Raw genomic sequence first — 25,110 nt, 5'->3', positions numbered from 1 at the left:
TCAATAGCTTCTTTAGTGTAAGTGTAGGTGCTAAAACAAAAAAATACCCAAGACTAAAAGCCTTGGGTATAAATTCGTTTACTTCACTTTATAAAGGCACGTTATGCCAAAGATTTTGAAACCACTTCATAAACATCTTTAGAAAGATCTTCTGTAAGAATGCGTTCTAATTGCTTCTTCATTTGAACACTTAGCTCTGGTTTGAGTTTTTTCCAGCGTGTTAGAGGGGTACATAACCGAGAAGCCAATTGTGGATTTCGCTTGTTCAAAACGATAATTTGATCGGCTAAGAATTGGTAACCTGAGCCATCTTCATGATGAAACCCTGAAATATTTTGACCAAACCCACCCAATACAGAGCGAACTTTATTAGGATTTTTCAAATCAAACGATGGGTGTTCCATTAAAGCCTTCACAACGCCTAATGCTTCATCGCTTTCTTGTGAGGCACTTAACATTAACCATTTGTTGACAACAAGAGGCTCTGCTTGCCATTGTTCGTAGAAAGCCGACAACATATCTTGTGCATTCGTGTGGTTGGTTTTTACCGCAATAGACAAGGCAGCAAACTGATCTGTCATGTTGTCTGCTTGTTTAAATTGTTCTGCCACAGTAGTTTTTGCTTGCTGATCGGTTGATTCTGCCCAATATGACAAGGCGGTATTTTTCAAAGAACGATGAGCTATGTCTTGTGCATTGGCTTGATACTTGCCTGTGACAACATGTTTATGGTAGATCTCTGCAAACTGAACAGACAGAGCGTTGGCAATGCTCACTTTCAAGAAATGACGAGCCGCTTTGATTGCTTGAGGGTCAATGACCTCTGCCAGTTCTGACAAATAAGCTTGGCTTGGTAATTCAAGAATCAAAGCCACCATCGCAGGGTCAAGCGTTTCGTCTTCTAGTAATGCTTTAAAACCAGCCACTAAATTTGAGTCGATAGAGAAAGCGTTACCATTTTCGGCTTGCTTAATCAGTTGGTTCAATTCATTCACCGCTAATTGCTGCGCTGCACTCCAGCGATTAAAGCCATCACTGTCACAGGACAATAATAGAAGCAGTTGCTCTGTGGTGTACTCGTAGTGCAGTTTTACGGGTGCCGAGAATGAGCGCAATAAGGATGGAACCGGTTTGCTGCTTACATCCGTAAATTCAAACGTTTGCTCGTTGTCTTTTAAGTGAAGCACGAAATCGTCTGAGCGTTCGTTTTGAAAGCCAACCGTTAGTGCGTCACCCTGCTCGCTTAATAAGCCAACTCGAATTGGAATATGCAGAGAAAGTTTGGTTGGTTGAGCAGGGGTTGCTGGAGTATGTTGCTTAATGGTTAAGCGATAGGTGTTCGTTTGCTCATCGTATTCATCCGTCACGGTGACAAGAGGTGTGCCTGCTTGTGAGTACCAACGTTTAAACAGAGTTAAATCCACGCCAGAAGCATCTTGCATGGCGGCAACGAAATCATCACATGTTACGGCTTGACCATCGTGGCGTTCAAAGTATAAATCAGAGCCTTTACGAAATGCTTCTTCACCTAATAAGGTGTGGATCATGCGAACAATTTCAGCGCCCTTTTCATAGACCGTCAAGGTATAGAAGTTTGAGATTTCAATATAAGAGGCAGGTCGAACGGGATGAGACATTGGTCCGGCGTCTTCTGCAAACTGTGCTGTTTTCAGAAAAGACACATCTTCCACACGCTTTACTGTTTCAGAGTGCATATCCGATGAGAAGCTTTGATCACGGAAAACCGTAAAGCCCTCTTTTAAGCTTAACTGGAACCAGTCACGGCAAGTAACTCGGTTACCAGACCAGTTGTGGAAGTATTCATGGGCAACAACGGACTCAACTCGCAGGAAAGTATCGTCAGTCGTGGTTTCTGGGCTGGCTAATAAGCAAGAGGAGTTGAAAATATTTAGTCCTTTATTTTCCATTGCTCCCATATTGAAGTCATCTACCGCGACGATCATAAAGATATCTAGGTCGTATTCACGGCCATAGGTTTCTTCATCCCAACGCATGGCGCGTTTCAACGCTTCCATCGCATAATTCACTTTATCGATATTATGTCGCTCAGTAAAAATTTGCAGTTTAATATCGCGTTTACTTTGGGTTGTGAACACATCATTTTTGACCGCTAGATCGCCTGCCACTAACGCAAATAGGTAAGCGGGCTTTGGGAAAGGGTCGTGCCATACAACGAAGGTTTTCTCCTCATCTGTTTTACCGCGCTCTGTTTCATTACCATTAGACAGCATCACAGGGTAACGAGTCTCATCAGCAATGATGGTGGTCGTAAAAACCGACATAACATCAGGGCGATCGAGATAATAGGTAATGTGACGGAAGCCTTCGGCTTCACATTGCGTACAGAACATGGAGGAAGAACGGTATAGGCCTTCCAAACGTGTGTTGTTTTGTGGATCGATTAATGTTTCACAGGTAAGAATAAACTCATCAGCCGTTGCAGTAATAATCAGTTTGTCATCCACCAAACGGTATTCTTCACTAGGGAGTGCATAGCCATCCATTGCAACACCAATTAATTTGACATCTTCCCCGCCGTCTAAAACCAGTGGCTGGGTTGATTTGCCGCAGGCTGGGTTACGGCGCATATGCAAATGCGATGTGACTACGGTGTTCGTTTCATCAAGATCAAAGGTCAATTCTGTTTTATCGATAAGAAAAGGAGGAACCTTATAGTCTTTCAATAATATTGCTGAGGGCTGACTCTCTTTCATATACTCTCTCCTAAAATGAGAATGATGCTTGGTAACCAGTGTATTTACGAATGTTAATGACGCCGGTATCAAGCATCCAATATTGACCTTTAATACCCATTAACACCCCTTCTATATCTGGGGTTTTATCGCCATTGAGACTGGTTACCTTCGTTGGGTAGTCTAAAACTGGGTAAGTAAATTGATGTGTTTCATTTTCATCAGACAGATCGGTAATCGATTGCAAACCGAATTCATTCTGTAATGCATCCAACCCTTCGTATAACAACCCGATTAAACGTTCTTGCTCATATTCTAAATCCAGCTCAGCGGCGCTTCCTTTTAACATATTACGCCAATTGGTTTTATCCGCTACTTGGGTTTTGAATAAGGTTTCTACTAATCCCGACATACGACGATTGTTGACGCGAAACAAGGCTCTTGCTTGAGTGGCTCCTTGATCAATCCAACGGGTAGGTAATTGATCGCCACGGGTAATGCCGACTTTTAAGCCTGATGAGTTGGCAAGATAAACATAATGATCCTGCATACAATACTTTTCACCCCACTCAGGTTCTCGACAAGTGCCTAGGTGAAAATGGCATTTCTCTGGGCTCATAATACAGGTATCACAGGCGGCCAGTTTTTTAAAACAAGGAAAACAAAAACCTTGATTGAAAGATTTTTTGGTTTGGCGACCACAGTGCACACAATGAATGTCGCCGGAAAGAGTCAATGAGATTTTTTGTCCTAATAAATCATTTAAGGCAACGCTTTCCTCTCCTAGATTCAATGAATACTGAACTTGGCCAGAGGGTGCCGATACCGACATTTTTTTCAAACTGCCCAATAACATTAAACCTTACCCTTAGGGTCATTGCTCACCCATTTAACGGTTTCATGTTCATTGGTACTGGTTTTGCTGTCACAACCTGTATGTACGTTGCGTTCAATATACCCTACTCGGCTTTCTTCTGATTTATTACTGTAGTCATAGGTAATAACAGCTTGCAAACATAACTCTTTTTGTTCTTCTGTTAAGCGTACACCATTTGGCCATTTGCCTAATTCGACAGCTTGCTTCAAGCGAACGTAGACCTCTGGCGACATATTATCGATCATTTCTTTAAAATTCATCACACACTCTCATTGCCGCTAGTAGACACGGCCTTTATAAATGACGAGCCAAGCCAATCTGATTGAGGGATTGGCTTGGTATCTTTGAATCTGGCTAGCCGATTTATCATCGTCTTAATGGACGATGCTTAGTTGCCACCCAGTAAATAAGACACAATGCTAACCCAGCAAACAAACCAATGGTATGGGCTGTATTGGCAATGCTTCCTAACCCTAGTGACTCAGGAATTGGCGTATAACCGATTCCCAGCCACACCATGAAAAAAATCATCAGCGGTTTACTGACAATAACGGGCCAGTCTTTGCGCAATACCGGTAATAACCAAGCAAAGCCGATTAACCCGTAAACCACCCCCGACAATCCACCAAACAAAGGGTTAGAATCAATCTCAAACTGCAATATATTGCTGAATATCGCGATAACAATAACGCCTACTATCCAGGCAAGTGAACCAACCATTCGTTCTAGACGACGCCCCACATCCCAAACCCATAGGGCGTTAAAAGCGATGTGCATCACACTAAAATGAATCAATGCTGGAGTCAGTAAACGCCAATATTCTCCTTGAGCCAGTACTTCTTGTAGCGAAAAGAAACGAATCTGACCGCCAAAAACCGTAAAAGGAGAAATCGTAAAATACCGTACCATTGAAAGATCCGACCCTAGCTGAGTCACGAATGCCACAATGGCCGCTGCTAACAACACGCCCACTGTGGCTGGTGCTGCTTTTATTTGTTCAACAATGCTGGATGAAGAGTGAGGAATGGGCTGGCTAGGGTCGATTTCGACTTTATTCAGCATCTGAGGGTCGTTAAGCCAAATTTTCACTAATTGTGCTGCAGGTTCTTGATGGGAGGGATGGCTCACCCAAAGCTCGCGGTGCCCATCATTCACAATAACTCTATGAGAAATTTTTAAGCGCCAAAGGGTTTGGCTTAATAAAGATGGATCTTCATTCGCTGAAAATTGATAGACGAGATACATGGTCTAGGAGACACCTCTTATTCTATTGTTAGATACAACGTTAGGCAATCACTAGGATTTGTAACTGGATTGCCAACCTAACTTGTCACGGCATACATCGTAAAAATCATGGGTTTTAGGATGTATTAAACGAATGCCACCTTCTTTTTTCGTGATATTAATTTCATCACCGGGTGCTGTTGTAATATTCAATTGACCATCACAGCTAACACTTGGGTAGGTTAAATTTGTCTCACAGACAACGATTCGAATGCGGGCATTGGCATCAATAACAATCGGACGATTACTCAATGTATGTGGGTGCATGGGCACTAATACAAGTGCATCTAACTTAGGAAGCATAATAGGACCGCCTGCAGACAACGCATAAGCGGTAGAACCTGTTGGGGTGGCAACAATCAAACCATCCGATTTTTGGTTCATAACGAACTGATCGTCAATGAACAAATCAAAACGGATCATTCGTGCCGACTTGCCTGGATGAAGTACCAAATCGTTTAACGCAATACCTTCACCACTTGGCCTATTCTGACGCTTGATCTTGGCCTCAATCATAAAGCGCTTTTCTTCATAGTATTCACCACGAAAAATAGGCTCCAACTCTTCTTTTAACGCATAAGGCGAAATATCCGTTAGAAAACCTAATGTACCACGGTTAATACCAATAACAGGAATATCGTAATTACAAATGGCTCTAGCCGCACCGAGAAAACTGCCATCGCCTCCTACCACCATAACCAAATCACATTCATTACCGAGTTCCTTTAACGGAGAAGAAGCCACCTTAAGGCCGGGCATCATGGCCGCTAATCCTGTTTCGAGTACAGGTTGTGACCCCTTCTCTGCAAGGTACTCCATCAAACTTTTAACCGTCTCTAGGATTTGTGACTTATCTAATCGAGCAATTATGCCAACACGTCTAAAAAGACTCATTTAGTATTCTCTTTTTCATCTAATGGTGTCATTCGTCTGATCTAGCAGGGTGTTTTGTCTTGCTCTTTTTATTTCCTGCGTGCCGCGCCACTTTAACATGAAGCAGGCTCTTATCGCTATCTGGTGATCTATCCTGTTTTACTCATAACCACGCCAACCTTGCAAGCCACCGGTATGAATCATTAGGGTTCGTTGATAGGGCCAGTTCCCTTTACGCCATTGTCTCATAATATGAAAGAGGGCTTTGCAAGTATATATGGGATCTAACGGCAGGTCAGGGTTCACCGTGTTACATTCGTCAATAAATTCCAGCAACGCCTCACTGTGTTTGGCAAAACCGCCTTCATGGGCCTCAGAGTGAAAAAACAAACGCTTATCTAAGTCTTGTTTGTTCTTAGTGCTATCCATTGTCTGTAATCTATCCGACGGTCTTAATGATGAGGCGAGCGCTAATATGACGGCTCGTTGTTGCTCTGCACCTTTTAAGGCACTAGTAACGTGCAAATCCGCAGACTGAGGATGTGATAACAACCCTGCTGCTGTCGTGCCCGTTCCTGCAGACACTACCCAAGCATCATATTGATTATCTAATGTACCAATATGTTTCGCCCAATCTAGACAACCTTGGGCTCCTAAAACACCTCCGCCACCTTCAGGAATCCAGTAAACATCATCGTATAATGCATTAATTTGCTTTACCACATCCGCATTCATACCTCGTTTGTAGTCGCGTCTTAATGCAGGCCATAGCTCAACGCCATTCCAAACCATGTCACGTAATGTTGGTGTGAGCTGTGGATGAAGTTCTCCGCGAATCACTGCAATCGCTTTAAACGCTTGGTGCGTATAAAGCGTTTGAGCGAACGCATGAAGATGATTCGAGTATGGCCCACCAAAAGTGGCAATGAACTTAGCCTGTCGTGTTTGAGCTTCCAACAGATGATATTTCAACTTATGCCACTTATTACCCGGCGCATAAGGGTGTTCAAGATCACCTCGATAGACAAAGATCTGACCGTGGCTAAGCGGACTTCGATAGTACTTAGGGATGATAAAAGGTTGAATAATGGACAAAAAAAAGCCTCGATGGTTAGTCGAGGCGAATTCTAGCATATATTGAAGGAAGCAAAATAAGGGAACATTCTACTGCATTCCTACCGTTTGACCTCAGCTTTTAAAATAAGTTCAACAGTAAGACAAAGATAATAGAGAACAAATGTCCCTATGCATGGCATTTCTTTGTTAAAATTTTGTCAGTCATCATTAACGGAGTAAAAGATACATGATTCCATCTCTTTCTGAAGTCTCGCCCGTTCAGGCTAAATACCTCTCGTTTATTGAGCGCCTGAAGGCTTCAGGATTTTCCGGGGACACCAATCCTGATTATGCCAACCGAATTGTCTTGTCGACGGACAATTCCATATACCAAGTCTTACCTCAAGGGGTTATTTACCCCAAAACAGCTGAAGATCTTCAATGTCTTGTTAAGCTGAGTAACGAGGATACTTTTCACGATATTGTACTCAGCCCTCGTGGTGGCGGGACAGGAACCAATGGTCAATCCCTCACGGATGGTCTGATTGTCGATTTGTCTAAATACATGAATCGTATCCTTGAGATCAATGTGGAAGAAGGTTGGGCACGAGTTGAAGCGGGAGTAGTAAAAGATCAGCTTAACAAAGCCATTAAGCCACATAGATTATTTTTTGCCCCTGAATTGTCGACCAGTAATCGAGCCACTATCGGCGGCATGATCAACACCGACGCAAGCGGACAAGGCTCAGTAATGTATGGCAAAACGCGAGACCACGTATTGTCACTCAAAACGGTTCTTTTGGATGGTACATTACATGAGTCGGCTCCCATCAATGATGATACATTGGAGAAAATTAAATCTGGAAGCGATTACGTTGCCCATGCCCATCGGGTAATTGATTCGATCCAAAAAACGAAGCAGCAAGAGATCAGTGACACTTTCCCTGAATTAAATCGTTGTTTAACAGGTTACGACTTAGCCCATATTCGTACCGACGATGGCAAATTTAATTTAAACTCGATTCTATGTGGCTCCGAAGGAACGTTAGGGTTTATTGTCGAAGCGAAGGTTAACTTGCTGCCAATTCCAACCTATGCTGCATTAGTTAACATCCGCTACGATAGCTTTGAAGGCTCCCTTCGCCACGCTCGTGAATTATTAGCAGCCAAACCGACCTCTATTGAAACGGTTGACTCAAAAGTACTGGGCTTAGCGAAAGGCGACATTATTTGGGGTTCTGTCTCTGAGTTCTTCCCTGAAAACGAAGACGAAAACATCCAAGGAATCAATCTTGTTGAATACACGGGAAATGATGAGCAAGAGGTCGCTAAGCGCATCAAAGTACTGACAGACAAGCTAGATAACGCGAATAAAGAAGGGTCTGGAAGTAGCGCTCTAGGCTATACCGTTGCTATGGGGCATGACAACGTCAATAAGCTTTGGGCAATGCGTAAAAAATCCGTTGGACTGTTAGGCAACGCCAAAGGGGAAAAACGCCCAATTCCATTTGTCGAAGATACTGCCGTACCTCCGGAAAATCTCGCTGACTTTATCATGGAGTTTCGTGCCGTCTTAGACAGTTATAAAGTTCAATATGGCATGTTTGGTCATGTTGATGCTGGGGTTTTACACGTTCGCCCCGCACTGGACCTAAAAGACGAATCCCAAGAGCCGATGATTCGCGACATTACCGATAAAGTGGTCGCTTTAACGCAAAAGTATCATGGTTTACTCTGGGGTGAGCATGGTAAAGGGGTTCGCTCTGAATATTCGCCCTCCTTCTTTGGTGAGCTTTACCCGAGTATTCAACAAGTCAAAGGAGCCTTTGACCCGAGAAACCAACTCAACCCAGGCAAAATAGCCACACCATTTGAGCTTGGGGCTGACCTTCTGAAAATCGACGAAGTGCCGTTACGCGGTCAGTTTGACCGACAAATCCCTTTGCATAATCGAGATCAGTTTAAAGAAGGTATGTACTGTAATGGCAATGGCGCCTGTTACAACTTTGACCCTAATGATGCCATGTGCCCTTCTTGGAAAGGCACACGTGATCGTCGTCATTCACCAAAGGGGCGAGCCTCGCTAATGCGCGAATGGTTGCGTGGTATGAGTGAGCATGGTGTGGATACGTTAAAAGTAAGCAAAGAGATAAAAAACAGTCGTTTCATATGGCAGTTTATTCCTCGCTTAAAAAACACGCTGGCCAAGCGTCGCGGGAAATATGATTTTTCCAACGAAGTACACGAGTCCATGATGGGCTGTTTGGCATGTAAATCTTGTGTCGGACAATGCCCTATTAAGGTTGATGTGCCAGAATTTCGCGCCAAGTTTTTAGAGCTTTATTACAGTCGCTACCTACGTCCAATAAAGGACTATTTAATCGGCTCTCTTGAGTTTATGATGCCAACGCTCTCTATGTTTCCACAGCCATATAATTGGCTTGTTAAAAACCGTTGGATCAATCAGCTAAGCAGCAAATACTTGGGCTTGACCGATAGCCCGGCACTGAGCGCGATCAATCTTAAAAAAGAAATGTCTCGTCGAGGCATACGCTTGGCCACGCCGATGGCCATCGAATCACTCAGCCCTAAAGATAGAAAGCGTGCCGTCATCATTGTTCAGGACGCCTTTACCAGCTACTTTGAGACAGAACTGGTATTGGATATCATGGAAATGCTGACTCGTCTTGGCTTTCAAGCGTACCTTGCCCCTTACCTACCAAATGGTAAACCCCTGCATGTTCATGGTTTTATGAAAGCATTTGAGAAAGCCGCCCGTAAAAATCTAGACATGTTACAAAGTCTGTCATTCTACGGTTTGCCCTTTGTTGGCATTGATCCTTCAATGACCCTTACCTACCGATCAGAATACAGCAAAGCTTTTGGTGATAGCCGACAAATCCCTACGATTCAACTTATGCAGGAGTGGCTGGCAGAGCAAGCAGAACATTTACAAAATCAACCTCTTTCCGGGGATGGCAGCACCTACCATTTAATGACCCACTGCACAGAAAAGACCAATGCGGCAGGATCGATCAAGAATTGGCAAGAGGTATACAAAATGCTTGGTTTGGAACTAAAGGTCGAAGATGTTGGTTGCTGTGGCATGGCTGGTACCTACGGCCATGAAGCCAATAATGCAGACACCTCTAAAGTCATCTATGAGCTGTCCTGGAAAGACAAAATACATGACCCAGCACTTGCTGGTAAACTGGTTGCAACTGGCTATTCTTGCCGGAGTCAGGCAAAACGTTTGGATGATGCTACACTTCCCCATCCTGCGCAGATACTACTGAAACATCTTAAACAATCAGCGGCTACTTCGTAATACTGGGTATTCCCTACGGGAGCCCTACCTCGCACTTGCCAATCGAGCCAGCTGCTGCCTGGCTCGATTTATTTAAAAGGAAAACCATGAACTATCTTAACTTGCTACATGACAGTGCAGACGAGTTCGGCCCTATTCGTGTTTATGACGATGGAAAGTTTCGTATTTTATCTTTCGCTGATGGAGATGAGCAAAGCCGTATCAAATTAGCGACGCCTCATATATTACAACATGAGTACACACAGGCCATGACCCTGACGTTGCTCTTTTGTCAGCCCAAACGCGTGGGGATTTTAGGATTAGGTGGAGGCACACTGTTAAGCGCTCTTTATCATGCTGTACCCAGTATACAAATTACCGCAGTAGAACTTAGGGAAGAAGTGATTGAATCGGCCAAAATGTACTTCAAGGTACCACAAGGCAAACGCATTCAAATCGAACACGCTGATGCCCAAGAGTACATTAAAAAAGGTTTTAATCGAAAGGTCGATATTCTAATGACAGACCTGTATAACACCGATGGCATGGAGCACGGTGTTCTAGAAAAAAGCTTTATTGAAAACTGCGCACAACAGATCAAAGAAGACGGCTGGTTAGCTCTAAATTGTTGGATAAATCATAAAGATGACCCCCATTTAATCTCGACACTAAAAGCCTCATTCCGCGATATTCGCGCACTAGATACAGGCAGTGGAAACTGGGTCGTACTAGCAGGTAAAATCAAGAACGAAATGAACAGCAAAGAGCTAAAAGCTGTTGCCCAGAAAGTAAGCCAACAGCTTGGTTTCCCACTCAATAAGTGGCTATCTCGACTTTACACTATTGAATAACAATAACTTTTCGCTTTCTTATGCATGGCACCCGAAATAATACAAACAGGACGCATGCGAGCGTCCTTTTTGTACCTTATGTAGAGGGCATTGTTTATGTAAACTAAGCTGGCAAAACGCTGTCAACTAAGGCTTTCGCTTCTGTTTCCAACTTCGCTAAATGCTCTTCTGAGATAAAGCTTTCCAAATAAATTTTATACACATTTTCCGTTCCTGAAGGGCGAGCAGCAAACCAGCCATTTTGTGTCGACACCTTCAAACCGCCAATGGCAGCGTCATTCCCCGGGGCGTGTGTCAACACGCTCGCAATCTCTTCGCCTGCTAGCGTGGTTTGCGTAACATCCTCTTTATCTAATGCACCAAGAATTTTTTTCTGCTCAGGAGTTGCAACCACATCAATGCGTTTATAATAGGGTTTACCATACTTGGCCACTTGTGCTTCGTATAAGGTTTGTGGATCTTTGCCTGTCACCGCTAAAATCTCAGCTGCAAGCAGCGCCATAATAAAACCATCTTTGTCTGTCGTCCAAACCGATCCATCATGACGCAGGAAGGAAGCACCGGCACTTTCTTCTCCTCCGAACGCCATTGTGCCCTCAAATAGCCCCTCGACATACCACTTGAAACCGACCGGGACTTCACATAACTGGCGACCTAACCCGTCGACCACCCTATCTATCATGCCACTGGATACGAGGGTCTTACCAAACTGAATGTTCTTCGACCATGTTGGACGGTGAGAAGATAAATACTCAATTGCTACCGCCAAATAGGCATTCGGGTTCATCAAGCCAAAACCGGCACAAACAATGCCGTGGCGGTCGTAATCAGGGTCATTGCCCACGGCAATATCAAAGTTGTCTTTTAATTTCAGTAGGTTCTGCATGGAATAAGGAGACGAACAATCCATACGAATTCGGCCATCTTTATCAAGAGGCATAAAGCGAAATGTTGGATCCACTTCATTATTGACAACGGTGATGTCTAATCCATATTTCTCCGCGATAGGTCTCCAAAAATAAATGCCCGAGCCTCCCATCGGATCAACACCAATTTTAATGCCAGCCTTAGCAATCGCTGACATATCAATCACGTTTTCAAGGTCATCAACATAATGTCTAATGTAATCAAACTCTTCAACCAACCCTGAAGCCTCTACTTCATTGTTCGAAAAAGACTTCACATCGACAAGCTCGCTTGCCAACAGAGCGTTTGCACGTTTGGCAATCCAATCGGTTATGTCCTTATCGGCGGGGCCCCCCTTTATCGAATTATATTTAAATCCACCGTCTTCTGGTGGGTTATGGGATGGGGTGATGACAATACCATCACTTCTATCGGATGAAGTGGCCTTAGCATTATGTGTCAATATGGCATGAGAAATAACAGGAGTGGGCGTAAAACCATCATCAGTTTGAACTCGTACGCGAATACCGTTTGCGGTTAGAACACTTAGTGCCGTTTGAAAGGCTGACTCAGATAACGCATGAGTATCTTTCCCCAAATACAAAGGCCCTTCAATAGACTGATTTTTGCGATAATCCGCAATGGCTTGGCTAATGGCTAAAATATGATTCTCATTAAAGCTAGACTGCAAAGCACTACCACGATGTCCAGACGTGCCAAAACTCACTTGTTGAGATGAGATCGAAACGTCCGGTTGTTTCATAAAATATGCCGTCATGAGTTCTGGAATATTAACCAATGAGCTCTGTTCAGCCAACAGCCCAGCGCGTGGATGAATTGCCATGTCTCAAATGCCTCTTAAGAAAATGATACGAATTAGTGTGTCTTATTATTATGACGGTTTCAACGGCCATGCCAAGTGTTTTCCATGAAGACTCAATCACTTACTGGGATGATTGCATTACAAAATAACCCAAAAATACGAAGGAAAACCTTCTTTCCTGACTTTCCTGCGAGCACGACTTAAGCCATACTCAAAATAAAAAGGATGGTTTTGATCTATGATGAATCAAAATGCGCTTATTCTTTCAGGGGGAGGAGCTCGTGCGGCTTACCAAGTTGGTGTGCTTTCCGCCATAGGTAGAATGGTGGTAAAAGGCAGTCCGCTTCCTTTTCCGATTCTCTGTGGCACCTCCGCTGGCGCCCTCAACGCCACTATGCTGGCCACCAATGCAGAAAACTTTACTAAAGCCGTCTCCAAGTTAGCCTTTGTCTGGCGTCACTTAACCCCTGATAGAGTCTATACTATGGGACGTTGGCCGATTACGACCTCTATTACCAAAACGCTCATTTCATTGTTTCATACACAAAACCAGGCAACACCGATTGCATTGATGGATAACGCGCCACTAAGAGAGCTTCTTGATAGCTTTCTCGATTTCTCAAACATTGATACCGCTATTGCAAACAAGAATTTAATTGCGCTGGCCGTCACCGCCATGAGTTACAGTACGGGGGAATCGACCACCTTTATGCAGGGCTCGGATATAATAAGACCTTGGCATGACAATAGGCGAAGTGGTGTTATCAATAGCATTACCACTGAACACTTATTAGCGTCCAGTGCAATTCCGGGCATTTTTCCCGCACAGAAGGTTTGGGATCACTTTTATGGTGATGGTGCCATAAGGCAAAAATCAGCGATTTATCCAGCTATTAAAATGGGCGCAAAAAAGCTCTTTATTATTGGGGTCAGTGGCAACCGTCGAGTAGACCAACAGTCTGATCTTCCTGACGAATACTCAGCGCCAAGTGTTGCACAAATATTAGGTCAGCTGCTCAACAGTGCATTTATCGACAATCTTGAGGATGATATTCATCAATTAGAGATTATGAATCAGTTAATGCAAGATATTCCGAAAGAGAAACGCGGAGCTTACAATCTTCCTTCAGAAACTCTGATTATTTCTCCCTCAGAAGAAGTAAATGCCATCGCGGAACGTTATATCGACACCTTACCCAAAAACATTCGAGTTCTTATCAAAGCAACGGGGGGCTCCATTTCTCAAACAGCCAGTTCTGCAGCCAGTTATCTACTTTTCACGCCTGAGTATTGTAAGGCTCTAATAGAACTTGGTTATAAAGATGCCATGCTCGAAAAACACAACATTCTTCAGTTTTTTGAAAAAGATGAGCAAAACGCTACGCCTAGCAATTAAACGCTCATTTATTGAGTCATTTAATAGACTTGAACGAATGTATTTATTGCCAGAGTGAAACAAAAAAACCGCTCATTTGAGCGGTTTTTTGATGCCATATTTTAAAGCTAAATCATAAGGTTAAGCGACGTAGGTCACTAAGCAATGAGTTCAGATAGGTCATAAATCGACCCGCATCGCCACCATTCACTGCTCTATGGTCATAGGACAAACACAGAGGCAGCATAGTACGAGGCTCAAACTCCTTGCCATTCCAGCGCGGTTCGATATCCGCCTTAGAAACCCCAAGGATACCCACTTCAGGGGCATTCACGATAGGTGTGAAGCCTGTACCACCAATAGCGCCAAGACTAGAGATAGTGAAGCAGCCACCTTGCATATCGGCAGATTTAAGTTGTTTATCAAGCGCTTTCTTAATCAGCTCATTGGCTTCTTTAGCAATTTGAGTCACAGATTTCTTATCTGCATCACGCAAAACAGGAACCACCAATCCAGCGGGTGAATCGACGGCAATACCAATATGCACATAATGCTTCTGCACATAGCTTTCGCCATCCGCCATCAAAGAGACATTAAACGCAGGGTTGGCAACCATCGCCTGAGCCACCGCTTTGATAAGGAATGGAAGTGGCGTTAATTTCACACCTTGTTTTTCCATTTCGCCTTTTAGGCCCTTACGGAAGGCTTCAAGATCAGTAATGTCCGCTTTATCAAACTGCGTTACATGGGGGACAACTAATGAGTTGCGAACCATGTTTTGCGCCGTCAACTTCTGGATTTTGCTCATCTTAACGACTTCAATATCGCCAAATTTGCTAAAGTCCATATCTGGAACCGTCGGCAGACCTGCGCCAGTTACCGCACCAGCGGCAGGAGCGGACGCTGCTTTTTGAACTGCTGCTTTAACATAAGCATGCAAGTCTTCTTTGGTAATGCGACCACGAGGACCTGTTGGGCGAACAAGAGACAAATCTACACCCAGTTCACGAGCTAACATACGCACAGCTGGGCCTGCATGAACGTTTTTAGCTGGTGCACTCAGCACGGCAGACTGGTCAGAAGACGCGGCTTTGGGCGCTTGTTGTTTCGCTGTATCTTGTTTCGAAGCGGGTTCAGCCGCCTTAGGTGCTGCTTCTTTAGGAGCTGGCGTTGCTGCGGAGCCTTCCACTTCAAGTTCAAGAATAAGAGCACCTTCAGACACCTTATCGCCTTCTTTGATAGATACAGACTTAACCGTACCCGCTTTAGGCGCAGGAATGTCCATAGACGCTTTATCTGTTTCAAGAACGATGATGGAGTCACCCTCTTCGACTTTATCGCCTACAGCAACACTGATTTCGATCACATCAACATCAGTGGCGCCACCGATATCAGGCACATTAACAGATTCGACGCCACCACTTTGAGCGGGGTGCGAGCTGGCTTCTTGTGCTGGCGCTGCGTTTTCTTCAGGCTTTTGTTCTGGCTCTGACTCTTCTGCTTGCTCAGAGGTGGAACCTCCTTCAGCCATAATCACAAGGATGTCATCACCTTCGGATACCGTATCACCTTCTTTAATGATAAGTTTGGATACTTTACCACTTACTGGTGCAGGAATATCCATAGACGCTTTGTCGGTTTCAAGAACGATAATGGAATCACCTTCTTGAACATCGTCACCTTCCGCAACGCATACTTCAATAACATCAACACCTGTTGCGCCACCAATGTCTGGTACAGACACGGTTTGCTCAGAAGACGCCGCTTTGGCTGGTTTTTGGGCAGGTTTCTCTTCAGCAGCGGGCGCTTCTTCTTTTACCGGTGCTTCTTTCTTTGGCTCTTCAGAAGTGTTTTCACCACCTGCTTCGACTTCAAGCTCAAGAATGTCATCACCTTCAGAAACGGTGTCACCTTCTTTCACTTTAATAGAGGTGATTTTACCTGCTAGTGGAGAAGGCACGTCCATAGACGCTTTATCTGTTTCTAATACGATAATAGATTGGTCGACTTCAACAATGTCGCCAACCTGTACGCTGACCTCAATTACATCGACGTCAGTCGCACCACCAATATCCGGTACTCGAATGATTTCAGTACTCACGGAAATCTCCTTTGTCATATAGACGCATCAAACTGATTCACTTATCTGGCTCGAGGATCGCTCAAGCCAGATACCTAGCTTGTTATATAATTAGCAAGTAACAGGGTTTGGTTTTTCAGGATCCAAACCAAACGTCTTAATAGCTTCACTAACTACAGATGCATCGATTTCACCGTCTTTTACCAACGCACTCAACGCTGAAACGACAACCCAGTAACGGTTAATTTCGAAGAAATGACGCAATTTCGCACGCGTATCGCTTCGACCAAAACCGTCTGTACCAAGCACATTGTAAGTACTCTTAACAAATGGGCGAATTTGATCAGCAAACAATTTAACGTAGTCTGTTGATGCAACAACAGGCCCTTTGTCTGCCAAACATGTTTCAACGTAAGACTGGCGCGGCTCACTTTCAGGGTGAAGCATGTTCCAACGATTTACATCAAGACCATCACGACGAAGCACATTGAATGAAGTGACACTCCAAACGTCTGAATTCACACCATAATCTTCAAGAAGAATTTCTGCTGCTGCTTCCACTTCACGAAGAATGACACCAGAACCAAGTAGCTGTACTTGTTTCTTGTTGCCTTTCTTCTGATGAGTATGAAGTTTGTACATCCCTTTAATGATGCCTTCTTCAACACCTTCAGGCATGTCTTCGTGAGCATAGTTTTCATTCATTACTGTTAAGTAATAGAAAACGCTCTCTTTCTCTTTATACATACGGCGCAAGCCATCTTGGACGATAACAGCCACTTCGTATGAATAAGTAGGATCGTAAGAGACACAGTTTGGAATCAAGCCAGCCTGAATATGAGAATGACCATCTTCGTGCTGTAAACCTTCACCATTTAGCGTTGTACGACCTGCTGTAGCACCAATCAAGAAGCCACGAGCTTGTGAATCCCCTGCTGCCCAAGCCAAGTCACCAATACGTTGGAAACCAAACATTGAGTAATAAACATACACAGGAATCATTGGTAGATTGCTGTTGCTATAAGAGGTTGCTAGTGCAAGCCATGCAGAGAATGCGCCTGGCTCATTGATCCCTTCTTGAAGAATCTGACCTTTCGCATCTTCTTTATAGTACATAATCTGCGTATGGTCTTGTGGCGTGTAACGCTGCCCCTCAGATGAATAAATCCCCAACTGGCGGAACATACCTTCCATACCAAAGGTACGGGCTTCATCGGCCACGATAGGCACCACACGATTGCCGATTTTTTTATCTTTAACCATCACATTTAAAGCACGGACAAACGCCATGGTTGTCGAAATTTCACGGCCTTTTGTGCCCGCAATTTGAGACTTAAATGCCTCTAATGAGGGAACTTCAAGCGCTTCGCAGTCATGACGGCGTACCGGGAAATCACCATGCAGCTCTTTACGACGTGAACGCAAGTACTTCATCTCAGGACTGTCTTCCGCTGGGCGGTAGTAAGGCAAATCCTTCAATTCTTCGTCAGTGATTGGAATGCCAAACTTGTCACGGAATTGCGCCAAAGACTCTTCATCCAGCTTCTTAGTTTGGTGGGCTGTATTCTGAGCTTCAGCCGCTTTAAACATACCGTAACCCTTGACTGTTTGAGCCAAGACAACAGTGGGCTGACCTTTATGAGAGGTCGCTTCAGCATAAGCAGCGTACACTTTATATGGGTCATGACCGCCACGGTTAAGGTTCATGATGTCATCGTCAGACATGTCCTTAACCATTTCGAGCAATTCTGGATATTTACCAAAGAAGTGTTCACGAGTGTAAGCGCCGCCATTAGCTTTGTAGTTTTGAAGTTCACCATCGCAAACCTCATCCATACGTTTCACCAATAAGCCTTTGTCGTCTTTTTCAAATAAAGGATCCCAATGACGACCCCAAAGGCATTTAATGACATTCCAACCTGCGCCACGGAAAACACCTTCCAACTCTTGTACAATTTTGCCATTACCACGCACAGGACCATCAAGACGCTGAAGGTTACAGTTGATAACGAAAATCAAGTTGTCTAGTTTTTCACGACCGGCCAGTGCAATTGCCCCTAAGGATTCTGGCTCGTCACACTCGCCATCCCCTAAAAACGCCCATACTTTACGGTCACCTTGATCAATCAAACCACGACTATGCTGATACTTCATAACGTGTGCTTGATAAATCGCTTGAATCGGCCCAAGCCCCATAGACACCGTTGGGAACTGCCAATAATCTGGCATCAACCATGGGTGAGGATATGAAGAAAGGCCTTTACCGTCCACTTCGCGGCGGAAATTATCCAACTGCTCATCCGTTAAACGCCCTTCTATGTAAGAACGAGCGTAGATACCTGGTGAAATATGGCCCTGGAAGAAAACCATATCCGCTTCCTGCTTACCATCAGCACCACGGAAAAAGTGGTTAAAGCCAACGTCATAAAGCGTTGCGGCAGAAGAAAAACTGGTGATATGACCACCAAGAGTTGAATCCTGACGATTCGCTTTCATTACCATTGCCAATGCATTCCAACGAATTATGGAACGAATACGACGTTCCATAAATAAATCTCCCGGCAATGTCTTCTCATTTTGAGGAGCAATTGTGTTTCGGTAAGACGTTGTAATGGAGGCTGGCATTGGTGTGCCTGCTTTCGCAGCCTCTTTTGTTAAACGATCCAAGATGTATTGTGCGCGCTCTGGCCCTTCTTCTCGAAGGACAGACTCGATTGCATCAACCCATTCTTTAGTTTCGATCGGATCGATATCTTCGAGGATATGCTGCTCCGTCATAGTGTTAATAACCCCCGCTATTAGGACAGATCTTCAACCTACCAAGGATTTTATTGGTTAACCTTGGAGGCTACTTAAACGAACCAGCGAAATTTATAGTAATAACGCGACAAAAACCAGCCGAAATAAGAAAAAACGATGTCTTACTTGTGTAATGAAGGCACCGTTTTCCATTTATCTAAGTAGATATTTATTATTTTTGGAGACACTACCTACGCTTTTCGATCACCAAAAATTTTGCTGAGCTCGTTTCCAAATAGACTTGTTTTTCAAGTCTGGTGTTCGCTTTTTGTGGACATTATGTCTCGTTGTTCAAGACACCATCAAAAGCATAAAAATTCTTGCGAGCAACCAATGTACTGAGCAAAATTGACTCTTAAACATGGCCACTGGTCCGAGAAACCGTCTTAGTGATAAAACGATTTCGAGGTTCTGATTTTCTATAAACACTTCAAAATCAACCGTTAGGTTAACACTGAATGCCAAAATAGCCTAGAGTGTAGAGTGCATATCCGCGTCGGATACCTCATAAAAAGACGTAATTCAACAAAGCTAAATCAATACTTGCATACAAAAAGGCAAGCTCAGACCTTTAAAATCAACATATTTATCGCTAACATTCATACAAAACATCCTAACCATAAATTTTATGAATCTTAGAGATAATTGCTTATTTTTTATACTTAAATACGCTTCGTAAAGGATATTTAAACAGTCAAGAGATAGAGCTATGATCGCTTTTACGTGTCAAAAAGACGGTCATCAAGCATTAAAAATCGTTTGTTGAGGCATTTTACAAAACCTTAAACAAGCGCCCTTTCAGGAGACGGTGCTGTATACTCTTAACTTATGAATAACTCAAAACAAAGACAACCTGTAATGATACGTAAGGCCTGTATAATCACCACCACTGACGTGCCCGTATGATGGCGCTACAATATGCTTTTCATCAAAGCTTTTTTATTTAAGGAAATAATATGACATCCTTTTCGGCGGATTTGAAAGAACACATTCAATCCAGCATTGCTTTCTCCCTGCAAGAAGATGTGGGCTCGGGTGACATCACTGCCCAGCTTATTCCCAATGATCAGGAGATTACCGCTTCTGTTATATCTAGAGAACCAGCGGTCTTATGCGGACAAGCTTGGGTTGAAGAGGTGTTTCATCAACTAGGGCACAATGTATCACTCACATGGCACAATAAAGAGGGGGATTTTTTAGAGCCTAATCAGCCTTTTCTGACATTAAAAGGGCACGCTAGAACCATTCTGACAGGTGAACGCGTTGCTCTGAATTATTTACAAACCTTATCTTATACCGCCACTATTTCTCGACAATATACTCAAGATGTTTCCGCAACCAACTTAACCATTTTAGACACACGCAAAACCCTCCCAGGTCTTCGTTTAGCGCAAAAACATGCTGTAAGAGTTGGCGGTAGTAGCAATCATCGTATTGGTTTGTACGACGCCTTTTTAATAAAAGAAAACCACATCATGGCTGCTGGCTCGATTGCTAACGCCGTTGCAATGGCAAAAAAAATTGCTCCCGGTAAAACCATAGAAGTCGAAACAGAAAATTTAGATGAAGTCACCATGGCAGTAGAATCAGGCGCAGACATCATCATGCTGGATAACTTTTCTTATGAAGATATGGCGACTGCTGTCGAACAGCACAAAGGCAAAGTCAAATTTGAAGCATCCGGTAATATGGATCAAGAAAAATTGATTATGGTCGCCAAAACGGGAGTTGACTATGTCTCCATCGGCGCCATAACCAAACATGTACAAGCAATCGACCTTTCTTTACGAGTACACCAGGAGTAACAATGGCAGACAGCATCTTAGTAATTAATTGTGGCAGCTCTTCACTCAAGTTTGCCATTTTGTCTAATGCTGGACAAACCTTAATAGTAGAAGGCATTGCCGAACGATTAGGATCAGATAATAGTTCTATTAGTTTTAAATTTGAGGGAGAAAAAACAAAAATAGCCCTACAAGATAGTAGCCATAAACAAGCCGTCACCCAGATTAAACATTGGTTAGAAAAGTATCCTTACATCCAAAAAAACTTAGTCGGCATTGGCCATCGTGTGGTGCATGGTGGTGAAACCTTTACCCAATCTGCTTTGATTGACCAAAACGTTATTCAGGGTATTGCTGATTGCTCGCAATTTGCACCGCTTCACACCGCAGCACATGTAACAGGCATCGAAGTGGCTCTGCAAATTTTTCCTGGACTGCCTCAGGTCGCGGTATTTGACACAGCATTTCACCAAACACTTGAACCGGTGCAATACCTTTACCCTATTCCTATGGCAATGTATCGAGATCATCATTTTCGAAAATACGGCTTCCATGGTACAAGCTATCGCTATATCAGCCAGCGTCTAGCAGAGTTGTATCCTAAAAGTCAGCAGCAAGGTGTTCTGGTTGCCCATCTGGGTAATGGTGCCAGTACCTGCGCAATCAACAAAGGAAAGTCATCGGACACCAGTATGGGGATTACCCCTCTGGAAGGGCTGATGATGGGGACACGCAGCGGAAGCTTGGATCCAAGTTTGACTTCTTTTATTAGCAAAGCAGAAAACATATCGTGCGATGAAGCGCTTGATATTTTAAATAAGAAAAGTGGCTTGTTAGGTATTTCGGAGCTTTCTAATGACTGTCGTACATTGGAAGAAGCCATGGTTTCTGGTGATAATCGTGCAAAACTTGCGCTGGATATGTTTGCATCACGTACGGCAAAGTACCTAGCAAGCGTGGCCACGACATTAGAAAGTATTGATCACCTAGTTTTTACAGGAGGTATCGGTGAAAATTCATCTTATTTGCGGTACGTCATTTGTCAGCACTTAAAAGCGCTTAATATTTCCATTCACGAAGATAAAAACAATAATGCGCCTCGTGGTATTGCCAGTGAAATACATGCAGATCATAGCAATACAAAGGTATGGATCATTCCAACCAACGAAGAATTAGTGATCGCGCTTGATACCATTAGCCTAATTAACCACTAACAATTATTGCGTTATACGCAAATACAGGAACGGAAGTTATGTCAACTAATGTATTGATGACAGTACCAACGGGACCGGGTGTTGGTTTAACATCTGTCTCTGTTGGATTAGTCAGAGCCTTAGAACAACAAGGCTTGAAAGCCAGTTTTTTTAAACCAATTGCTCAGCCTCATCCAGGTGATAGTGGCCCTGATAAATCCACCGCTATGGTCGCTCAAGGCTCTACTCTCAGTCCTGCCGAGCCCATCCCTCTTCATGAGGCTGAACGCTATCTGTACAATGATAATATTGAAGAACTGATGGAAGAAGTGGTCGGTCGTTTCCAAGCCAGTGTGGAACCCGACTCCACGGTCATAGTAGAAGGTCTTGCTCAAATCCCCGGCCACCCTTATGCCACCCGCTTAAACAAAGCCATTGCGCGGACATTGGATGCTGGACTGGTTCTGGTCACGGCGCCAAACAATATGCGTGTTAATGAGTTGGAGCACCATGTTGAAATTGCAGCGGGCTCTTATGGGGGGATTAAAGCGGCTGATGTGATTGGCTGTATTCTCAATAAGACGATTCCAGGCTCTTTGGGAGTAAAATCCTATGGAGACTTGTTTGCTCAGCGGGCTATTTTTAAACGCAACTTTAGTTTACTTGGCCAAATTCCTGTTTCAGATGAACTAACCTACCCTCGAGTCAAAGATGTTGCTGACTTTTTGCAAGCCAAAATAGTCAATGCCGGAGATATAGAAACTCGACGAGTACAATCGTACACCTTATGTGCGCGTGGTGTTGAAAACATGCTAGAAGCGTTAAAACCTGGCGTGTTGGTTTTTACCCCTGGTGATCGTACGGACATCATCATGGCGACAGCGATTGCTGCATTGAACGATACAAAAATTGCTGCTCTTGTACTAACCGGCGGTTATCAGCCGAGTGAAGCCTTAATGACGCTATGCGGTAAAGCCATGGCAAAAGGCTTGCCCGTTTTGTCTGTTGACTCCAACAGTTGGGAAACCGCCATCACTATGCAATCGTTTAATCAAGAGATCCCTCTTGATGATAAAGAGCGTATTCTTACCGTAAAGGAACATATTGCCCGCTGCATTGATCATGATTGGATCAATTCGTTTGCCATGAATCAAGACGAACGTAAGCTGTCTCCTCCTGCGTTCCGTTATCGCTTAATTGAGCAAGCGCGCTCACTGAATAAGCGTATTATTCTTCCTGAAGGCGAAGAAATTCGTACCATCCAAGCGGCTTCTATTTGTGCTGAACGGGGAATTGCTCGCTGTACCCTGCTTGGTAACGAAGCTGAAATTATACGCATCGCACAAAATAACGGCGTAGAACTCAGCCATGGCGTTGAAATCCTCGATCCTGCTAGCATACGTGAGCGTTATGTTGCGCCGATGGTTGAACTTAGAAAACACCGTGGTTTAACTGACATTGTGGCCCGTGAGCAGCTAGAAGACAACGTTGTACTGGGCACTATGATGTTGCAAGCTAACGATGTAGACGGATTGGTTTCTGGGGCGATTCACACCACAGCCAATACGATTCGACCCGCTCTTCAGCTGGTGAAAACCTCCCCCAACGCCTCACTGGTTTCCTCGGTATTTTTCATGTGTTTACCTGACCAAGTGTTGGTCTATGGTGATTGTGCGATCAACCCTGACCCAACCGCAGAACAGTTGGCTGAAATTGCCATTCAAAGTGCCGACTCAGCTACGGCTTTTGGTATTGCTCCGAAAGTAGCAATGATTAGCTACAGTACAGGCGGATCCGGTAGTGGTAATGATGTCGACAAAGTACGTGAAGCAACGGCCATTGCCCAACAGCGTCGCCCTGACCTATTGATTGATGGCCCTCTCCAATATGACGCTGCCATTATGGAAAAAGTCGCAAAACAAAAAGCGCCTGGTAGTAGAGTCGCTGGTAAAGCAACCGTATTTATTTTCCCTGATTTAAATACGGGTAATACGACTTATAAAGCAGTACAGCGGAGCGCCGAGGTAGTGAGTATTGGCCCCATGCTGCAAGGCATTCGTAAGCCAGTTAACGACCTCTCCCGTGGTGCTTTGGTTGATGATATTGTGTATACAATTGCCATTACTGCGATTCAAGCAGGGCAAGCAGAAGTATTAGCGGCTAAAGGCAGCACACTATAAGCCAATACTATCGGCTAAAGATTAAACAGCAGGGCGATATGCCCTGCTTTTTGTTGGACATTTTTTGATCTATCTCGTATTCTAAAACGGTCAACGGGTACTTTTTGTAGGTCAATATTCATGTCTGGCAGCCTTCCTCATGCCATCTCAAGTCATACCATGATGAACAATCCGTCATCAGGCTATTCTGCGTTTGACCAACGCCACGATGATACTAACGATCAAACTTCCCTTAACGCAGTCAATGCTAAAGCCTCCAGTGATTTTGTGATTCGATTGTCCGAACAAGGACAAGCTTTGTCTCAAAATCGTGACAAAGAGTCAGATCGTGTCAACGAAAAAACCAGTGATGACAAAGAACAGCAAAAACAACCAAAAGAAGGAGCGACTAAAAAAGCGCTTGATCCGGGCAATGATTTAACGCCGGAAGAAGAAAAACAAGTAGAGGAACTCAAACGGCGAGATCAAGAAGTAAGAGTCCACGAACAAGCTCACGCTTCTGTTGGCGGGGTTAAGACAGGTTCCCCGTCCTATACTTATACCCAAGGCCCTGACGGTAAGCGATACATTACGGATGGCGAAGTCTCTATCATCGTTAATCCGACGCCTGATGACCCCGAAAAAACCATTTCTGATATGGAGCAGGTGTATCGTGCCGCTTTGGCACCTGCCGAACCTTCCGCTGCAGATAGAAAAGCGGCAGCCGAAGCACAGGCTATCATCCAGCAAGCGAGACAACAGCTTGCCAAGCAGCGGCAAGAAAAGCTTTCCACTCAAAATAGCCGTCTAGCTGATTCAAATGTAAACGACACGCGTAACCAGACAGATACGACAGAGACCTCTAACAGCATTTCGCCTCAAATCGATATCCCCTCCAGTATGCAAAATAGCAGATCCAGTGCATATAAAGACGACGCCAGCCGAAGGGGTGATTTTTTAAATCAGATCGTTTAAGGTATTGGGGATAAAAATTAGCAGGACGCTAACATCAAAATTACCAGAGACTTC

16 protein-coding genes are annotated in these 25,110 nt (G+C 44.0%); 7 read left to right on the top strand and 9 right to left on the bottom strand.

The genetic code is table 11. The features are described from left to right. Positions 1 to 101: 101 nt before the first annotated feature. The 6 genes from pepN to AC0VYG_RS11525 all read right to left on the bottom strand — a co-directional run bounded on the left by pepN (position 102) and on the right by AC0VYG_RS11525 (position 6,843). Positions 102 to 2,735: an aminopeptidase N gene (gene pepN / locus AC0VYG_RS11550; protein ID WP_475432415.1), complete on the bottom strand. Its 2,634-nt coding sequence runs from the start codon at positions 2,733 to 2,735 to the stop codon at positions 102 to 104. A gap of 10 nt (positions 2,736 to 2,745) precedes the next feature. Further along, complete coding sequence (locus AC0VYG_RS11545) at positions 2,746 to 3,570, bottom strand: DUF2797 domain-containing protein (RefSeq protein ID WP_475432414.1); 825 nt, start codon at positions 3,568 to 3,570, stop codon at positions 2,746 to 2,748. Continuing rightward, positions 3,570 to 3,851, bottom strand: coding sequence for a YeaC family protein (locus AC0VYG_RS11540; RefSeq protein WP_475432412.1), 282 nt, complete (start codon positions 3,849 to 3,851; stop codon positions 3,570 to 3,572). The genes AC0VYG_RS11545 and AC0VYG_RS11540 overlap by 1 nt, the downstream gene beginning before the upstream one ends. Before the next feature lie 106 nt (positions 3,852 to 3,957). Next, complete coding sequence (locus tag AC0VYG_RS11535) at positions 3,958 to 4,836, bottom strand: rhomboid family intramembrane serine protease (RefSeq protein ID WP_475432411.1); 879 nt, start codon at positions 4,834 to 4,836, stop codon at positions 3,958 to 3,960. A 51-nt stretch (positions 4,837 to 4,887) separates the two neighbouring features. Further along, positions 4,888 to 5,769 (bottom strand): NAD(+) kinase, encoded by an 882-nt coding sequence (locus tag AC0VYG_RS11530; RefSeq protein WP_475432410.1) that lies wholly within the window; start codon positions 5,767 to 5,769, stop codon positions 4,888 to 4,890. Between the two features lie 138 nt (positions 5,770 to 5,907). Further along, positions 5,908 to 6,843 carry a 1-aminocyclopropane-1-carboxylate deaminase/D-cysteine desulfhydrase gene (locus AC0VYG_RS11525; RefSeq protein ID WP_475432408.1) on the bottom strand — a complete coding sequence of 312 codons (936 nt, stop codon included), beginning with the start codon at positions 6,841 to 6,843 and terminating at the stop codon, positions 5,908 to 5,910. 208 nt (positions 6,844 to 7,051) lie between these two features. Here AC0VYG_RS11525 and ydiJ point away from each other — a divergent pair, with 208 nt between their 5' ends. Both ydiJ and AC0VYG_RS11515 read left to right on the top strand, forming a co-directional pair. After that, on the top strand, positions 7,052 to 10,132 hold the full coding sequence (gene ydiJ, locus AC0VYG_RS11520; protein WP_475432407.1) for a D-2-hydroxyglutarate dehydrogenase YdiJ: 3,081 nt from the start codon (positions 7,052 to 7,054) through the stop codon (positions 10,130 to 10,132). Between the two features lie 86 nt (positions 10,133 to 10,218). Then, entirely contained in the window at positions 10,219 to 10,962 is a 744-nt protein-coding gene (locus AC0VYG_RS11515) for a spermidine synthase (RefSeq protein WP_475432406.1), read from the top strand. Positions 10,963 to 11,065: 103 nt separating this feature from the next. Here AC0VYG_RS11515 and pgm read toward each other — a convergent pair whose 3' ends face one another. Further along, positions 11,066 to 12,712 carry a phosphoglucomutase (alpha-D-glucose-1,6-bisphosphate-dependent) gene (pgm, locus tag AC0VYG_RS11510; RefSeq protein WP_475432405.1) on the bottom strand — a complete coding sequence of 549 codons (1,647 nt, stop codon included), beginning with the start codon at positions 12,710 to 12,712 and terminating at the stop codon, positions 11,066 to 11,068. A 217-nt stretch (positions 12,713 to 12,929) separates the two neighbouring features. Between pgm and AC0VYG_RS11505 the strand changes: the two genes are divergently transcribed. After that, positions 12,930 to 14,087, top strand: coding sequence for a patatin-like phospholipase family protein (locus AC0VYG_RS11505; RefSeq protein ID WP_475432403.1), 1,158 nt, complete (start codon positions 12,930 to 12,932; stop codon positions 14,085 to 14,087). 112 nt (positions 14,088 to 14,199) lie between these two features. Here the strand turns inward: AC0VYG_RS11505 and aceF are convergent, their stop codons facing one another. Beyond that, positions 14,200 to 16,167 (bottom strand): pyruvate dehydrogenase complex dihydrolipoyllysine-residue acetyltransferase, encoded by a 1,968-nt coding sequence (gene aceF, locus AC0VYG_RS11500; protein WP_475432402.1) that lies wholly within the window; start codon positions 16,165 to 16,167, stop codon positions 14,200 to 14,202. A gap of 90 nt (positions 16,168 to 16,257) precedes the next feature. Beyond that, the gene (gene aceE, locus AC0VYG_RS11495) at positions 16,258 to 18,924 is read right to left on the bottom strand and encodes a pyruvate dehydrogenase (acetyl-transferring), homodimeric type (protein ID WP_475432401.1); all 2,667 of its coding nucleotides are present in this window, start codon (positions 18,922 to 18,924) and stop codon (positions 16,258 to 16,260) included. A 977-nt stretch (positions 18,925 to 19,901) separates the two neighbouring features. Here aceE and nadC point away from each other — a divergent pair. The 4 genes from nadC to AC0VYG_RS11475 all read left to right on the top strand — a co-directional run bounded on the left by nadC (position 19,902) and on the right by AC0VYG_RS11475 (position 25,056). After that, a complete protein-coding gene (gene nadC / locus AC0VYG_RS11490; protein WP_475432400.1) occupies positions 19,902 to 20,750 on the top strand; it encodes a carboxylating nicotinate-nucleotide diphosphorylase in 849 nt (282 codons plus the stop codon). A gap of 2 nt (positions 20,751 to 20,752) precedes the next feature. Continuing rightward, positions 20,753 to 21,943 (top strand): acetate/propionate family kinase, encoded by a 1,191-nt coding sequence (locus tag AC0VYG_RS11485; RefSeq protein ID WP_475432399.1) that lies wholly within the window; start codon positions 20,753 to 20,755, stop codon positions 21,941 to 21,943. Between the two features lie 38 nt (positions 21,944 to 21,981). Further along, on the top strand, positions 21,982 to 24,102 hold the full coding sequence (pta, locus tag AC0VYG_RS11480; protein WP_475432398.1) for a phosphate acetyltransferase: 2,121 nt from the start codon (positions 21,982 to 21,984) through the stop codon (positions 24,100 to 24,102). Between the two features lie 120 nt (positions 24,103 to 24,222). After that, entirely contained in the window at positions 24,223 to 25,056 is an 834-nt protein-coding gene (locus tag AC0VYG_RS11475; protein WP_475432397.1) for a putative metalloprotease CJM1_0395 family protein, read from the top strand. Positions 25,057 to 25,110: the final 54 nt, after the last annotated feature.

It is taken from the genome of Marinomonas sp. 63XJN7_7_ISO-PGPR-S23-202, from assembly GCF_056173505.1.
This window is presented reverse-complemented; position numbering and strand designations above follow the sequence as displayed.

What these genes read in the sequence shown, in the direction of transcription:
- aceE (WP_475432401.1), bottom strand. Translation starts at nt 18,924, where the DNA reads ATGACGGAGCAGCATATCCTCGAAGATATCGATCCGATCGAAACTAAA.
- AC0VYG_RS11485 (WP_475432399.1), top strand. Translation starts at nt 20,753, where the DNA reads ATGGCAGACAGCATCTTAGTAATTAATTGTGGCAGCTCTTCACTCAAG.
- AC0VYG_RS11530 (WP_475432410.1), bottom strand. Translation starts at nt 5,769, where the DNA reads ATGAGTCTTTTTAGACGTGTTGGCATAATTGCTCGATTAGATAAGTCA.
- AC0VYG_RS11515 (WP_475432406.1), top strand. Translation starts at nt 10,219, where the DNA reads ATGAACTATCTTAACTTGCTACATGACAGTGCAGACGAGTTCGGCCCT.
- AC0VYG_RS11535 (WP_475432411.1), bottom strand. Translation starts at nt 4,836, where the DNA reads ATGTATCTCGTCTATCAATTTTCAGCGAATGAAGATCCATCTTTATTA.
- AC0VYG_RS11475 (WP_475432397.1), top strand. Translation starts at nt 24,223, where the DNA reads ATGTCTGGCAGCCTTCCTCATGCCATCTCAAGTCATACCATGATGAAC.
- nadC (WP_475432400.1), top strand. Translation starts at nt 19,902, where the DNA reads ATGACATCCTTTTCGGCGGATTTGAAAGAACACATTCAATCCAGCATT.
- AC0VYG_RS11545 (WP_475432414.1), bottom strand. Translation starts at nt 3,570, where the DNA reads ATGTTATTGGGCAGTTTGAAAAAAATGTCGGTATCGGCACCCTCTGGC.
- pgm (WP_475432405.1), bottom strand. Translation starts at nt 12,712, where the DNA reads ATGGCAATTCATCCACGCGCTGGGCTGTTGGCTGAACAGAGCTCATTG.
- AC0VYG_RS11540 (WP_475432412.1), bottom strand. Translation starts at nt 3,851, where the DNA reads ATGAATTTTAAAGAAATGATCGATAATATGTCGCCAGAGGTCTACGTT.
- ydiJ (WP_475432407.1), top strand. Translation starts at nt 7,052, where the DNA reads ATGATTCCATCTCTTTCTGAAGTCTCGCCCGTTCAGGCTAAATACCTC.
- pepN (WP_475432415.1), bottom strand. Translation starts at nt 2,735, where the DNA reads ATGAAAGAGAGTCAGCCCTCAGCAATATTATTGAAAGACTATAAGGTT.
- AC0VYG_RS11505 (WP_475432403.1), top strand. Translation starts at nt 12,930, where the DNA reads ATGATGAATCAAAATGCGCTTATTCTTTCAGGGGGAGGAGCTCGTGCG.
- pta (WP_475432398.1), top strand. Translation starts at nt 21,982, where the DNA reads ATGTCAACTAATGTATTGATGACAGTACCAACGGGACCGGGTGTTGGT.